General features: G+C 58.9%; 6 protein-coding genes and 1 pseudogene. 2 read left to right on the forward strand and 5 right to left on the reverse strand.

Annotation, left to right across the window (positions count from 1 at the left end; translation table 11 throughout):
• Positions 1-68: 68 nt before the first annotated feature.
• Positions 69-1,193 carry an HDOD domain-containing protein gene (locus ACYZT0_RS13835; protein ID WP_462046312.1) on the reverse strand — a complete coding sequence of 375 codons (1,125 nt, stop codon included), beginning with the start codon at positions 1,191-1,193 and terminating at the stop codon, positions 69-71.
• 759 nt (positions 1,194-1,952) lie between these two features.
• On the opposite strand from ACYZT0_RS13835, the gene ACYZT0_RS13840 reads away from it, so the two are divergent.
• Positions 1,953-10,622 carry a GH36-type glycosyl hydrolase domain-containing protein gene (locus tag ACYZT0_RS13840; protein ID WP_462046313.1) on the forward strand — a complete coding sequence of 2,890 codons (8,670 nt, stop codon included), beginning with the start codon at positions 1,953-1,955 and terminating at the stop codon, positions 10,620-10,622.
• A 48-nt stretch (positions 10,623-10,670) separates the two neighbouring features.
• Here the strand turns inward: ACYZT0_RS13840 and ACYZT0_RS13845 are convergent, their stop codons facing one another.
• Positions 10,671-11,861: an MFS transporter gene (locus ACYZT0_RS13845; protein ID WP_462046314.1), complete on the reverse strand. Its 1,191-nt coding sequence runs from the start codon at positions 11,859-11,861 to the stop codon at positions 10,671-10,673.
• 198 nt (positions 11,862-12,059) lie between these two features.
• The gene (locus tag ACYZT0_RS13850; protein ID WP_462046315.1) at positions 12,060-12,458 is read right to left on the reverse strand and encodes a YfeK family protein; all 399 of its coding nucleotides are present in this window, start codon (positions 12,456-12,458) and stop codon (positions 12,060-12,062) included.
• Between the two features lie 143 nt (positions 12,459-12,601).
• Between ACYZT0_RS13850 and ACYZT0_RS13855 the strand changes: the two are divergent.
• Positions 12,602-12,980 (forward strand): annotated as a pseudogene (locus tag ACYZT0_RS13855) (anti-sigma factor family protein); the annotation flags it as partial.
• Here the strand turns inward: ACYZT0_RS13855 and ACYZT0_RS13860 are convergent.
• Both ACYZT0_RS13860 and ACYZT0_RS13865 read right to left on the reverse strand, forming a co-directional pair.
• The gene (locus ACYZT0_RS13860; protein ID WP_462046316.1) at positions 12,977-13,960 is read right to left on the reverse strand and encodes a Csu type fimbrial protein; all 984 of its coding nucleotides are present in this window, start codon (positions 13,958-13,960) and stop codon (positions 12,977-12,979) included. The pseudogene ACYZT0_RS13855 and the gene ACYZT0_RS13860 sit on opposite strands and share 4 nt — an antisense overlap.
• Before the next feature lie 17 nt (positions 13,961-13,977).
• A complete protein-coding gene (locus ACYZT0_RS13865) occupies positions 13,978-16,368 on the reverse strand; it encodes a fimbria/pilus outer membrane usher protein (RefSeq protein WP_462046317.1) in 2,391 nt (796 codons plus the stop codon).
• Positions 16,369-16,401 lie beyond the last annotated feature (33 nt).

Raw genomic sequence — 16,401 nt, forward strand, 5'->3', positions numbered from 1 at the left:
CCCTTGTATTTTAATAATCCTCGTTCGGTTTTCGGCGGTGAGACGCCCTGTCGTGTCCCCGAATGCGCTCAGGCCAGGCCCGCCAATCGTTGAAGTCTTTCGAGGTCCACTTCAGGCTCTCCATTTTTCATAGCAGCCCCAAGACGCATGACCACTTGTTCGCGGCGTATCTGCATGGGAGGCAACGCATAGATCGCGCCTATTAACTCACGCAGTGCTTGAGGGAGTCCCCAGGAGGCTTTCAACTTGATGGCAAAGGGGGCGGCGAAATCACGCAGGGAATGGGTGAGCACTTCTTCATCCACCCTATGCCCCTGGCCCTCCCACTTCTGGATTTGATAAAGCACACAAAGCTCGCCTATTCGGTGCAGCAACGCAGCACTCTGTAGTGGCGTCGGATCCAGCTTGCATCGTCGAGCCAGGAAAACAACCTGCTCAGCCAGACCCTCGGCATCATCCAAATAAGTCTGCATGCGGGTCATCAGCACCCCATTGGTTTGGGTATTGGCCTGCCGCAGGGCCTGGCTCAACGCCAGATTCACACTGGTAAGCCCTCCCAATCGTTTAATGGCATCGATCAAACTGGTGCAGGGTTGGCCCACCCCGTGATAAGCCGCGCTGTTGGCTGCCGCAATCAGGTGAGCGCACAGCGCCGGATCATGCTGCCAATCCTGGACCAATTCGCGAATATCCAGCTGCTCTCCCCCATATCCCCGCTGGAGTTTTTCCTTCACCTGAGCGAGTAACGGCAGGTCCAGTTCATGGGTGGATAATCCGCTGAGATAGTCGATCAGGTTTTCATCAATAACAGCGGGCACTTGCACAGACGTATCAGCAGGAAGGAGCGCTTTGAGGCATTCAACGACACGTGACACTTGAAACGGCTTGGTAAAAAAAGCGCTGATCCCCAGAGACTTGACTGCCAAGACACTTTCTCGATCGGAGCGCCCGGTGATCATAATCAGCGGTATTTTCAGATCCTGTGCGCGAATTGTTTGCAACAGGCTTACACCGCTGGCATCCGGTAGATTCCAGTCGGCCATGACCATCTGGTAGACATTCTGCTGCCAGGCATACAAGGCACTGGCAACATCGCCAAAGCAATCGACTTGCGCCAGCGGACGGATGCTCAAAACCAGCTGTTTCAGAAGGTCTGCTATCCAGGGATCATCATCCAGAATCATCACGCGCATTCGGTCACCGCACTGGATTAATGCACTTTCTCGAAAGGCTTTACGGCCCGGGTTTGTTCGACGATAAAGTAGAGGTTGCTGACGTCAGGAAGTACGGTTGTGAACGAGCAATCGGGATTGAGTCACGGCGATATCCATTTCAATTTTGGGTGTAAAAAGGTTCACAACCGAATCTATTCCTCACCGGCGAACTATACAAGCAAGCAAACAGCTCGCAGGTAAATAGGCGGGGGGATGCATGAATGCTGCGATAGCGCAGTTACTCGAGTGGTTCCGTCCTGCTGCTCGCTGTTCCCGGCCCCCAAATTGGCACCCTCTCAGAAGCACACGGTATGGGTTCGCCTTAGCCCATTCTGAAAAAGCCCGGCGGTTATCGGTGCTCATTCGATTCCTTGTTTGGAAGTCTGTTTAAACAGGAACCCGCCCATCATGGAGATACGGTGCGATATTGCGCATCCCGCGCTGAATGTATTCTTCTTTCCCTCCTACCGGCGCGACGTAGTGAAGTGCGCTCTCAAGCCCTGCACTGCGACGGTGTGACGCCAACGTCCGTTATGTCGCAAGTCAGGTGGACATAACATTCCGATCAGCCGCTGACGCAGCTATGCTCGCTAGGCATACAAACATCGGCCAGCGCTTTTGGCAGACTACAAGCCTGCCGTCGTTGTGTGCTGCAAGGTGATCGTGACGCAGCCATCAGGTCTCGAGCTGCGTCGGGAGCACTCCCACCCTCATCACTCCATTCGTCGAGGGCGTGTCATGCAAGGAAACACGGACAGTCATTGGCCCCACGTCTTCTTCCGGTTCTGGCGTCTGCCTGCCATTTACTATCGCCAGTGGAGCGAATCACGTCGTAAATTCGAGTACGAATCACTGCTGCGCTCGGAGTTGTTCAGCGCCGAACAGATGGCCGGCCATGGAACTCTACTGGCCCAACAGCACCGTATTAGCGGCCGCACGGCGAAAGACTCGCTGCTGGCGCGCCTGGCCGACAACGAGACGACGCTAGCCAGTAGCTGCAAGGCGCTCACTGCGGCACCGTTGTCCGCCCGGCGTGCAACACCGGCAGCGGAATGGTTGTTGGACAACTATTACCTGGTCGAAGAACAAATTCGCACCACCAAGTCTCACCTGCCCCGAGGCTACAGCCGTGAGTTGCCGCAATTGGCCGATGGCCCGTCGGCAGGATTGCCACGGGTCTACGACATCGCTCTGGAGACCATTTCACATGGCGACGGCAGGGTCGATGAGGAGAGTCTGAGCCGTTTTGTAGTGTTCTATCAGACGATAACACCACTCACACTCGGCGAATTGTGGGCGATTCCGATCATGCTACGCCTGGCTCTGATCGAGAATCTGCGGCGAGTAGCTTCGCGCGTCATGGCTAACTGGGATGACCGCAACCTGGCCAATGACTGGGCCGATCACTTGATCGAAACCGCCGAGCGCGATGCCAAAAGCGTGGTCCTGACGGTAGCTGACATGGCGCGCTCGGAGCCGCCGATGACCTCATCATTCGTCGCTGAACTGGCGCGACGACTACAAGGGCAAAGTGCCGCGCTGATACTGCCATTGGCCTGGATCGAGCAGATGCTCAGCGAGTCAGGACTCAACATTGAACGCCTGGTGCAGGTGGATGCCCAGCAGCAAGCCGCCGATCAGGTGTCCATCAGCAACAGCATCGCCAGCTTGCGTCTGCTGTCGGCCATCGACTGGCAGGAGTTCGTCGAACAGCTGAGCCACGTCGAGCATGTGTTGCGCACAGATCCGGCAGGGGTCTACGCGCGTATGGATTTCGCGACCCGTGATCACTATCGGCACGTGGTCGAACGCTTGGCCAGGAACTGTGACCAGGCTGAAAAAAGCGTCGCACAAGCGGCCATCGCCCTGGCCGATGCCCGGATAAGGCCCCCGCCCGAGGGTGACGTGGCTGCACATGTGGGTTACTACCTGGTGGGCCCTGGGCTCAATGAACTCGAGCATCGAATTGCCGCTCGAGTGCCCTTGGGCGAGCAATGGTCACGCCTGCTGCTGCGCGCACCGCTGACCTTCTACTTGGGTCTGGTGCTGACCCTGTCAACGCTGTTCGCCTGGCCTTTCCTTGAGACCGTTTATCGCGACGCAAGGCCTGGATACCTGCTGGTATTGCTCGCGATACCCGCGCTGCTGATGTCCAGCCGCCTGGCCATCGGGCTGGTCAATTGGCTGATCACTCTCACCATGCCTCCCAGCTTTCTTCCCCGACTGGATTACAGCCAGGGTCTCCCGCTGCAAGCGCGCACGTTGGTGGTCATTCCCACCCTGATAGCCCATTGCGTGGATGTCGAAGAGTTGGTCGAAGGCCTGGAAGTACGCTTCCTGGCCAATCGGGATGCCAATCTGCACTTCGCCCTGCTCACCGATTTCATGGATGCCCCCACCCAGGAGCTGGAGCAGGATGCGAGCCTGATGTTGCTGGCACGGCGGTTGATTGAAGGGTTAAATCAGAAATACCCCGACCCACACAATGACCGCTTTTTCCTGTTGCACCGACCAAGACGCTGGAACGAGGCCGAGCACACCTGGATGGGCTATGAGCGCAAACGCGGCAAACTCGCCGAGCTTAATGCCCTGCTGCGAGGCCGGGGCCTGGAGTACTTTTCACTGATCGTGGGCAATATCCAGGCACTGACTGCCGTTCGTTACGTGATCGCCCTCGACACTGATACCCAATTACCACGTGATGTTGCACAGCGATGCATCGGCGCGATGGAGCACCCGCTCAACCACCCCGTGTTCGACCCGCACAAGGGCCATGTCATCAGCGGTTATGCGATTTTGCAACCGCGAGTGGGCATCAGCCTGCCGAGCACTGCACGCTCTTCCTATGCCCGGCTGTTCGGAAGCGATGCTGGCGTCGATCCTTACACCCGTGCTGTTTCGGACGTCTATCAGGATCTTTTCCAGCAGGGTTCATTCATTGGCAAAGGAATCTACGCCGTGGATGCTTTCGAGCACGCCCTGGAAGGCTGTTTCCCGGAGAACCGCATCCTGAGCCACGACCTGATCGAGGGGTGTTATGCCCGCTCGGGGTTACTCAGCGACGTGCAACTGTTTGAAGAATACCCCGCCCGTTACAGCGCCGACGTCAAGCGCCGGCATCGCTGGATTCGCGGGGACTGGCAGTTGCTGCCTTGGGTCATGCCCTGGACACCCAAGGCAGGTGGAGGGCTAGAGCGCAATCGTCTTTGCGCCGTGGCGCGCTGGAAAATTTTTGACAATCTTCGGCGCAGTCTGGAGCCGAGCGCTTTCCTGATAATGTTGCTGTGGGGCTGGCTTGGAGCAATGGAGCCTCGTTCGTGGACCTTCGCGGTGCTTATCCTGGTACTGATCCCACCGCTTTCGAGCGCCTTGCAGGAGCTCATGCACAAAACCGTCGACGTTCCGATCGAGCAGCATTTGACCGCTGCCCTGGGCACCTCCAGCCAACACTTTATGCGGGCGGTCCTTCCTCTGGTCTGGCTGCCGTTCGAAGCGTTATACAGCCTGGATGCAATCGGCCGTACGCTGTGGCGCATGCTGATCAGCAAGCGTCGTCTGTTGCAGTGGAACCCTTCACGGGAAGTGGAACGCAGCGACAGCAACACGCTATCTGAGCTGTACCGCACAATGTGGATAGCCCCATTGCTGACGACGGTCCTTTTTGTACTGTTACTACCCACTCCGAACGTGCTCGCCTTGGCCGGACCTTTTTTGGTGCTGTGGCTGACGAGCCCGGCTGTCGCTTGGTGGCTCAGCCGGCCTTCCCCCCGGGCGAAGTTCAATCCTTCAGCGCAGGAGCTGCGCTTCCTGCGCTCCCTGGCGCGCAAAACCTGGGCGTTCTTCGATCAATACGTCGGTCCGGCCGACAACTGGTTACCCCCTGACAACATCCAGGAGCAGCCCTACATTGCCATTGCACACCGTACATCGCCGACCAATATGGGCATGGCGCTGCTGTCCCATCTGGCCGCGCATGATTTTGGCTATCTGAGTGGCGAGCGGCTACTGGAGCGCCTCGATCAGTCCTTGTCCAGCATGGCTGGCCTTGAGAACTACCGCCGGCACTTCTACAACTGGTATGACACCTTGACGCTCAAGCCCTTGCCACCGCTCTACGTATCGACGGTAGATAGCGGAAATCTGGCAGGGCTGCTATTGACCTTGCGCCCAGGGCTGTTGGACCTGATTGATGCGCCACTGTTTGATCTGCGGGTGGTCAATGGGCTGATCGACACCCTGAATGTGCTGCAAGACACCCTTCTCGCCGCGGGCCTGGACGACGCCGAGGTACGAACCCTGCAAGACGAAGCGTTCCTGGCGCAGGCCCGGATTGTTTCGAACCCTGACGACGCCCCCGAGACGCTCCTGACCTTGCTGGAGCGCATGAATGCACCCACTGCCCTCAGCGCCTTGGCGACGGTCGGTGAGGCCGCTTTCTGGCTCAAGGCATTGTGCGCGCAATGTCAGGATCTGCAGGCCGAGCTGCTGCGCTTTAGACTGCCGCCCGCCATCGACAGGGCAGAGCCGTTGGCACTCAGCTGGCGCCAATTGGCGCAAATCGATGTCGCTCGCTGGTTGCCGGCTCAGCAGGCTCAAGTGACGTCTGTGCAGCGCCTGGCTGTGCAGCGCATTGCCTCGGTCACCCGCCTGGCCAATCTGGCCGACACCATGGCGAACATGGACTTCACCTTTCTCTATGATTCCCGGCGCAACCTTTTCGCTATTGGCTATAACGCCAGCGAGCACAAGCTGGATACGGGTTATTACGACTTGCTGGCCTCAGAGGCGCGACTGACCAACTATGTGGTTATCGCTCAAGGCCAGTTACCTCAAGAAGGCTGGTTTAGCCTTGGAAGGCTGCTCACCAGCAGCGGCGGCATACCCGTGCTGCTGTCATGGACAGGCTCGATGTTCGAGTACCTGATGCCCATGCTGGTAATGCCCAACTACGAAGGTACCCTGCTCGACCAGACCTGCCGCGCAGCGGTCGCCTTGCAGATTGAGTACGGCAATCAGTTGGGCATTCCCTGGGGGGTTTCCGAGTCGGGTTACAACATTCAGGATGGTCACTCCAACTACCAGTATCGCGCATTCGGTGTACCAGGCCTGGGTCTCAAGCGAGGCCTTGGCGAAGACACCGTTGTCGCCCCCTATGCCAGCGCTCTGGCGCTGATGGTGGCCCCCGAGGCCTCGTGCCGGAACCTGCAGCGTCTTGCCGCGCTGGGCCTGGATGGGCGCTATGGCCTGTATGAAGCCGTGGATTTCACCGAGGCGCGCTTGCAACGCGGGCAGCGTTGCGCAGTCGTCTATTCCTTTATGGCGCATCACCAGGGCATGAGCCTGCTCGCGCTGACTTTCCTGCTACTTGACCGTCCGATGCAGAGACGTTTCGAATCCGACCCGCAATTCCAGGCGACCACCCTGCTGTTGCAGGAGCGTGTGCCTAAGACCGCCGCACAGTACCTGCATGCCGCAAGCGCGCCGGCTGCGGACCGGGCATCACGAATACATGAAACCAAGCTGCGAGTCTTTTCCGATCCTGACCGCAAACGCCCTGCGGTGCAGTTGCTCTCCAACGGCCGCTACCATGTGATGGTCAGCAGTGCCGGCGCAGGTTACAGCCGCAGCAACGAGATTGCTGTCACCCGTTGGCATGAAGACTTCACCTGCGACAACTGGGGTATGTTCTGTTACCTGCGCGATGTTGCAAGCGGCACGTTCTGGTCCGCCGCGCACCAACCGACGCTGCGCCATCCGGAAAGCTACGAAGCCATCTTCACTGATGCCCGTGCCGAATTCCGTGTACGTGAGCAAGACTTCGACACTCATACTGAAATCGTCGTATCACCGGAGGACGACATCGAGTTGCGCCGCTTGCACATCACCAACCGCGCGCAAACGCGCCGCAGTATTGAACTCACCAGCTACGCCGAGGTAGTGCTGGCTTCGGCCATCAGCGATGCGATGCACCCAGCCTTTAGTAATCTGTTCGTGCAGACCGAGCTGTTGCACCCGCTGCAGGCAATCATCTGCACGCGTCGGCCACGCTCCAGCCAGGAAACAGTGCCCTGGATGTGTCATTTGCTGGCAGCGCATGGTGTGCATGTCGATGCGCTCTCCTACGAGACCGACCGTGCGCGCTTTATCGGTCGTGGACGCAGTGTCGTGGCCCCGGCGGCACTGGACGATGAGGTCGAACATTTATCAGGAACCGCAGGCCCGGTACTTGATCCGATTGTAGCGATACGTTGTCGCATCACCCTGGACCCCGGTCAAACGGCGACCATCGACCTGGTGACCGGCCTTGCCGATAGCCGTGACAACTGCCTGCACCTGATCGACAAGTACCGCGACCGTCATCTGGCCGATCGCGTCTTTGACTTGGCCTGGACCCATAGCCAGGTGCTGCTGCGCCAGCTCAACGCTTCACTGAGCGACGCACGTCTGTTCGAGCAGATGGCCGCGTCGATCATCTACGCCAGCGCTGCATTACGGGCCGAGAGCAGCGTGCTGGTGGCCAACCGGCGTAACCAGTCCAGCCTCTGGGGCCAGGCGATATCGGGCGACTTACCCATCGTGCTGCTGCAGATCAGCGATCTGGCTAACATCGAGTTTGTGCAGCAGGTGGTCAAAGCTCATGCCTATTGGCGTCTGAAGGGCCTGTCGGTAGATCTGGTGATCTGGAACGAGGATCAGGCCGGCTATCGCCAGCAACTGCAAGACCTGATTATGGGGCTGGTTACCTCGGGCAGTGAAGCGAGCCTGGTCGACCGTCCTGGCGGGATTTTTGTGCGGCAGGCGCAACAGTTGTCGGGCGAGGACCGGACACTGATGCTATCGGTGGCCCGCCTGGTACTCAATGACGGCCACGGCAGTCTGGCCGATCAGGTCCATCGTCGCCGCGCGGACCCTCTGCTCCCCAGGCTCGAACCGAGTCTTGTGCGAGTGGAGCAACCCCCTGTGGTTTGTGCCGCACAAACCGACCCTGCCTTGATATTGAGCAACCCCTTCGGTGGCTTCAGCCCGGACGGTAACGAATACGTAGTGACCCTGCGACCAGGCCAACCCACACCCGCGCCTTGGGCCAATGTGCTGGCCAATGCGCACTTCGGTACGGTGATTTCCGAAAGCGGCGCAGCTTACACCTGGAGCGAGAATGCTCACGAATATCGTCTCACCCCTTGGCATAACGACCCGATCTCTGACCCCAGCGGTGAGGCGTTGTACCTGCGCGACGAAGATACCGGCCACTTCTGGTCGCCGACCCCGCAACCCTGCCCAGGTAGTGGCCTTTACCGTACTCGCCATGGTTTCGGCTACAGCGTATTCGAGTATGAAGAGGACGGCATCCAAACGGAGTTGTGGGTCTATGTGGCGCTGGATGCACCGATCAAGTTCTCGCGCCTGAAAATTCGCAATACCAGCGGCCGGCCGCGGCGCTTGTCGGCAACGTGCTATGTGGAGTGGGTACTGGGGGACTTGCGCAGCAAGTCGGCCATGCATGTGGTCACGGAGGTGGACCCATTCAGTGGCGCGCTATTCGCGCGCAACGCCTTTTCGATCGAGTTCTCCGGGCGCGTCGCCTTTCTCGACACGGACTCGACGGGGCGCAGTTTTAGCGGTGATCGTGCCGAATTTATTGGTCGCAACGCAAACCTGAAAACTCCGGCAGCACTGTCTCGTGCCCGACTGTCTGGACGTTGCGGTGGTGGTTTCGACCCGTGCGCAGCGATGCAGGTCGCACTGGAACTGGCGGACGGCGAAAGCCAGGACGTGGTGTTCCGTCTCGGCGCCGAGCAGGATGCCAAATCAGCCACCCACCTGGTGCAGAAATACCGCGGCGCCAAGGCCGCGGCGGGTGAACTGGACGCTGTGCGTATGCATTGGCGCACGACCTTGGGGGCCATACAAATTCAGACGCCCGATCCAGCCATCGATGTGCTCGTCAACGGCTGGCTGATGTATCAGGTCATCGCGTGCCGCTTCTGGGCGCGTAGCGGCTATTACCAATCCGGCGGAGCCATTGGCTTTCGTGATCAATTGCAGGACAGCATGGCAATGATCCATGCCGACCCGGCTGCCGCACGCCGCCACCTGCTGCTTTGCGCCGCGCATCAGTACCCCGAAGGCGACGTACAACACTGGTGGCATCCACCGCAAAGTCGGGGTGTGCGAACGGGCTGTTCCGACGATTTTCTCTGGTTGCCCCTGGCAACCAGCCGCTACGTGGACATCACCGGTGATCGTAGCGTACTGAGCGAGGTGGTGGGTTATATCGAGGGACGCGCACTGAATGCTGGCGAAGACTCCTACTACGATCTGCCCGGCACTTCGCAACTCCAGGAAAGCCTCTATCAACATTGCGCGCGCGCCATTGAGCATGGCCTCAAGCGCGGATCCCATGGGCTGCCGTTGATGGGGGGCGGAGACTGGAATGACGGAATGAATCGAGTTGGCGAGCAAGGCCTTGGTGAGAGCGTATGGCTTGGCTTCTTCGGCTACGAGGTGCTGCTGCAATTCTCCAGTACTGCGCAGCTGGAAGGCGACATGGTCTTCGCCCAGCGTTGTACCGACCAGGCGGCAACCTTGCGTGTGAGCCTGGAAAATCAGGGTTGGGATGGCGCTTGGTACCGCCGCGCTTACTTCGACGACGGCCAGGTATTGGGCTCTGCGAGTAACGAGGAATGTCGTATCGACTCCATAGCGCAAAGCTGGTCGGTGCTCAGCGGGGCTGCATCGCAGGTACGGCGCCGAACGGCCATGGATTCACTGGATCTGCACTTGGTCCGGCGCGATACCGGCGTGGTGTTATTACTGGATCCGCCGTTCGACAAGGGTGCACTGGATCCCGGTTACATCAAAGGCTACGTACCCGGCGTACGCGAAAACGGTGGCCAGTACACTCACGCTGCTGTCTGGGCAAGTATGGCCTTCGCCCGTCTCGGCGACAGCGAAAAGGCCTGGGAGCTGCTACGCATGATCAATCCCGTCAGCCGTCGCAGCGCTGCACAAATCGAAACGTACAAGGTTGAGCCTTATGTGATGGCCGCCGATGTTTACGGGGTTGCGCCCCACACAGGACGCGGCGGCTGGACCTGGTACACCGGATCGGCGGGCTGGACGTATCGCCTGATCGTCGAATCACTGCTGGGACTGACACGCTGCGCCAACTCGCTGCGCATTGAACCGGTGCTGCCAGCCGATTGGCCGGGTTTCACCCTCCACTATTGGTTCGGTGCAACCCTTTACCACATCGAGGTGCGCCAAAACGAAGACGCAACACACACACTCAGTCTGGATGGCAAGCTACTCACCGATGCGACGTTAGGACTGCTGGACGATGGGATCGAACACCGTATTTTGGCGACCTGCCCGACGCATAGAACCGGAACAACGAGTGGCGCCTAAAGCGGTGAGCTGTTCGTTCAGAACCATTTATTTTGCTTTTGTTTGCGCTTACTGCTTCTTGAATAACAGTAACAACAGAGCTGTTGTGGCAAGCAGTGCACCCGCGAGGAAAGTGCTATCTGACCCAATGCTTTGCCAAAGCCAGCCCGCAAGAACGCTGGCGATCAGCATGCATATACCACTGACAAGATTGAAAATGCCGAAGGCCGTGCCCTTGAGTTCTGTGGGAGCTTTATCCGCTACCAGCGAGGCAAGAATGCCTTGGCTAAATCCCATATGAAGCCCCCACAAGGCGACGCCCAACATCATCGTAATGGCGGAACTGGATTGAGCGAGCACCAGATCCGCCAGAACGAGTATCCCCATCCCTACGCAGAGCAATTTCGTGCGAGGGATGCGATCAGATAGCCAGCCGGCAGGATAAGCAGACAGCGCATAAAAAAGTGCCATGACCACCATCACCAGTGGAGTCCAGGTGATCGACAGGCCTATCTGTTGCGCTCGTAATACCAGAAACGCCTCGCTGAAACGAGCAAGCGTAAACACCCCCCCAATTATGACGACCCACCAATACCCAGAGGAGAAGTCGTGAAGGACTCTCCAATGAATTGGAGATCTAAATTTGTGTTCGCTGGCGAGGTGTATGGGCTCTTTTACTCCTGTGACAATGAGCGCCACCGCCACTACTGCCGGAATCACTGCAAACCACAGGACAAGCTGTATATCTGCGAGCCATAACATAAGCAAGATGGCCAGAGCAGGGCCAAGAACAGCCCCTACGGTATCCATCGACTGTCGCAGGCCAAAGCAGGCGCCACGGATTTCTGGTGGCGACACATCTGCGACCAGAGCGTCTCGTGGCGCCCCACGAATGCCTTTGCCAATGCGATCCAGCAATCGTGCTATAAAGACCACTTCCACCGAATGAGCTAAAGGAAAAAGTGGTTTGCTCAGCGCGGCTAAACCATACCCAAGCAACAGCAATCCTTTGCGCCGACCAATAAAGTCGCTGATAGCGCCAGAAAATATCTTGACGAGCATGGCGGTCGACTCGGCAATACCCTCGATCACTCCGACGGCCAATGCACTCGCCCCCAATGTAGTGACCAAAAACACAGGCAGTAAACTGTGTACCAGCTCGGACGATAGATCCATGAATAGGCTGACAAAGCCAAGAGCCCAAATCGTGCGCGGAATACGAAAAGGCTCAGCTTTGGTGTTTGAACTTTCGCTACTCATATTTTCATCCTGAACTCATCGGCATCAAGGAGACTGAAAAAGCTATTTAGTAGTGCTTGCAGGCGAACCAGGTTCCCGCCAGAGCGGCCGCTTAAACCAGACGATGAGCACCGGCACCACTTTACTCAACGGGTGCTTCACATGATGCAAGTGAAAAAGCCCAACGCCATCCAGAGCGTTGTTCGACTTGAGACAAACTCAATGAAGCTGCCGTTGCCTCTGTAGTTCCTTCTTTAGCCAAGTGCTTGCCGGTTGTACGCCTTCTGTACATCGCACTTCATAGGCGCGGCCACTCATACTGCTTTTAGTGGCAGCAAGATCGATGAAATCTTCTGCGCTGCTCACCATGTTCTTGCCTTCGAGATAATTCAGCTTCTTCTCCAGATGCGCCCGAGCCCGGGGACCTGGGTATTCGCTCCCGTTACGCATAAACTGACACTGACTGTGCTCGACAAAGTCCAGCAAGCCCTTTATCTCTTGAGTGACTTGAGGTGTGGCTTGAGCCTGCGCATTGGTTACGATTGCGATAAGGCTAATACCCGCTGCAATCAGCAAATGGCTGATGGGCCGAGCCGCCGCCCCTATCCACGTCCGCATGATTCTTCCTCACCCTGAAATGGAATGAATGTAGCTACCTCCAACAGATACCACTTATGTGCCAGGACAAGCACGGACTTAAAGTAAGCGTCCGAGCTACACCGCCTTGCAACTCAAACCTTAATCCGTTTAAACCACTGATCCTGTTTGCCCAGAACGGCATCCTGCCCGCCGACTACAACGTGCAAGGCAATGGCGACATGCAAGCCTGGCTCGACCGCTACTTACCCAGGCCCACCGTCTGCCAGACCTGAACCAGGCAGGTTTCAAGGAGTTCGGTGGGCGCCTGCTCGCCACCGAACAAGGCGCGGCGGCCATGGTGCTGTATGAAGATCAACAGGGCCGGCGCATCAGCTACTACATCCGGCCAACGGGCCCGCAGAACAACTGCTGGCTCGTGGCAGCAGCCATTCCGATGGGCTGCAAGCCGAGTGCTGGTCCGGCGGCGGTTCTAACGATGCAATGGTCAGCCCGTCGGACCGGCCGACCACACAAATGCTCAAGCAAACCCTGCGGCTCTAGAAACCTACGTCCAGCACCACATTGTCGATATACGTCCCCCCCGGTGGGGTGTTCTGGTCCGTGTAGATCTTGGCGTTGTAGTTGAAAATCTGACTGCCGGTACCCAGGCCGTTGCCCGGGTTGACCTCGGCCGTGGAGCTGGCGCGGCGCGCTGTCGTCACACTGCCCCAACGGGTGGTGGTGGCGCTCTTGAAGATGTCATAGGCCAGCAGATTGCTGCCGGAGATCATCTGCCGCCGCCCGCCCACGCTTGCCGGGTTCTGGCCGTCACTCAAGCCCACGGTGTAGGCGCTGCCCTTGGTGCAAGCGATGTTGATGGTCTGCCCGGTCACGGCACTGAAGCCACTGACCACCGGTGCGCTGCCAAAGCTGATGTTGGGCGCAGTGATCTGGCAGTCGTTGGTCACGGTCATGCTGACGGTCAGGCTGGCGGTGCCGGTGCCGATATCCCGCCCCAGGCAGATGGAGCCAGTGCCCAGCGCAGCACAGTAGTTCCAGCTCCAGAAGATGCTCAAGGTCTCGCTGTAGACCCCGGCCGCAACGTTACTGCCAGTAATGCTGCCCAGGTAAATCGGCACTGTCTTGTTGCCTGGCCCGGATACCAGGCCAAGGCTCTGGGCAATATTGTTGCTGGCGAAGTCGAACTGGGTCCCACGAGTGATCGGGTAACTGGTGCTGTTATTGGCGTAAATCGTATAACCAATGACGTCACCCGTCGGGCCGACCATGCCGCTGGTCGCCGAGGTGATCGTTGCATAGAAGTGATCGCTGGCCGCCAGCAGCGAGATCAACGTCGCTCCACAACTCAAGCCGGCGTTGGTGGTCGAGCTGGTCTGGGCGGCGGTACGCACCGTCATCGAACTCACCGAGCCGAAACCGGCCGGCACGGTCGACACCACTGAGCAAGCCGCCCGGGCCTGTGCCGCGAAACCCAGGCTTGCCAGCAGCGCCAGTGAGTACACCCCTTGCTTGAGCCGCATGTCCACACTCCTCCACTTTATTGACAAACCAGCGGGCCAATCAGCGGCACCTGTTCCTGCGTGATGTCCAGCTCGAATGTCGCCTGGCAGGTGTGGCCCTCGCCCACGGTCACCCGCAACGTGTTGTGCTCGGCCAGGCCCTCCAGGTAGACCAGGCCATCCCAGCCCACCACCGCCTGCGCGCCGCTTTGCTCATGCTGCACCAGGCTGCCCAGGGGCAGGTCCTGGTGCTGGGCATCCATCAGGGTGATGCTTGCCGCAATGACCCGGCGCACCGCAAACTCCAGCACATAACCACTGCCTCGGCGAACGGCCACGCGTTGCTCGACCTGCGGGGTTTGCACGTTGGACGGCAGGTTCAACGGATCGATTTCATACTTGGCGCGGTAATAGGCGCTGCTCCAGGGCACCAGCAAATGCCCGTTGCGGTCGGTTTCCCCTATCTTCTGGTTCTCGTAGAGCACCGGCACGCCGGCAAAGCCATCGGTACTGACCACCACAAAGGCGTCATTGACCCGATTGGCGGCGAAGACTTGCTTGTCCATCCAGACCAGCGAGCCGCTGGCGTCCGCCCAGCGGGTTTGCGCATCGCTGCTGCCATACACGCCAGCCTGCAACTGCACCGACTGCAGGCGCCAAGTCAAGTCGGCCTGGCGATAGGCCGGACCGTCGCCACGGGCGTAGCCGAGGTTGTAGCCCACGCCACCGTCGGTGGGGACCGCACGGCTGTAGTTGACCCGTTGACGGTTTTCTCCGGCCTGGCTGCGCTCATTGCTCAGGCTCAGGCTGCCGTATATGTCGAAGGGGATCACCAGTTGCGCCTGCATGGCCCAGTTGCTGTCACCAATCTCGCGGTTGGCGGACAGGTAGAAACTGGTGTTGTGCCACAGCTGTTTACTCCAGGTAAGGTTCAACAGCCGCGTGCGTGAATCATCAGCCGCTTGCACATCAAAATAGCCGGCGCCAATGCTGCCGTAGCTGTCCAGATTCAGGCTCAGGGTCACCTGTTCGCTGCGCTTGCTGAGGCTGGCGTATAGCGTGTCGATCAGGGTCAGATCGGCGTACTGGTCACGGCGCCGTACCCTCTGGTAGGACAGGCTGTAGCGCTGGTTGCTGTACTGATAGCCCAGGCTCAATTGCTGGCCTTTCTCGCCGTCGAACTGGCTTTGGCTGAGGGCCGTGTTGAGCACACCAAAGTTGCCCAGCCGCACGTTGCCGCCCAACCCGCCCAGGGTCAGGGAATTGGAGCCTTCGGCATGGCTCTCCAGGGTGAAGGTGTCCGATACCCCGTAACGAAAACTGCCACTGGCCACCCCAGGCCCATAGCCAAAATCCCGCATGGTGTAGTCCCGGCGCAAATTTCCGGCAGCCACCGAAAAATCCGACAGGCCTTTTTGCAGCAGCGTACTGGTGACGTAGAACGGTACCGTGGTCGAGACCTGCCGCCCCAGAGCATCCGTGGTCACCACAACCGCTTCGCCCGCACCGTTGATAAACGGAATATTGGTGAGGGTGTAGGGCCCAGGCTGCAGGTCGGCACTGCTGGATTTATAGCCGTTGATAAACAGGTCCACCGACGATGGCACAGCAGCCTCACCGGTGAACTGTGGCAAGGGGTAGGTCACCAAGTCTGGGCGCACGGCAAAGTCCCGGGACAGTTGCACACCACCTAGGCGTACCGAACTGCTCCAGGGCAACGCACCGCTGATCACGTCGCCAGCCTCGTAAGTCAGCAGGCGCTCATCGTCGGAGAAGTGCCAGGTGGTGTCATAGCGCCGGTAGCCATTGTTCAGGGCGCTGCCTTCCACCTGGGCACCCATGGTGCTGCGGTACTGGCCGGTGTTGGACAGCGTACCCCAGGTATCAAACAGCCGGACTTCATTCCAGACCCCCAGGTAGGTGCCGCTGTCGTCGGTGTCGTTGAGGTAGGCATCATAGTTGAGCAAGGCGCCAAAACTGGTCATCGCCTGGGTGCGCGGGTAGTTGCTGCGATTGCCGATGAACTGATCCGGCAACCAGGCCGGCGGTACATTCAACAGCAAGCGCTGGCCCTGGCTATCGTATTCACTGTGCAGCTCGGCCAGGCTGTCGAGGGCGACTTCTTCGGTCATGCCAGCGGGCAGTTTCATACCCGCGTCACGCAAGGTGGCCGCCGGTAGAAACAACCGTCCGGCACGCTGATTGACGGCGACCACCCGGCCGGTGTCCATCTGGTTGACCACAAGTTCCAGAAACAACTGTGCATCGGCAACGGCCTCCATATTGCCGGGGGGCGGCGGCAACGCAGTGGCCATGCCCAGAGGCGCGAACACCAGGCCATACAGGTACACTGCCACCACCGATCGCCACAGATAACGATGCCGATCATGGCTCATGACGGCTTTGTGTCCTTCAATGGACATCTCCATCCTGTTAAAAGCAGGGGCTGCCCCTGCATCACG

The sequence above is a fragment of the Pseudomonas sp. ZS1P83 genome, assembly GCF_054897825.1.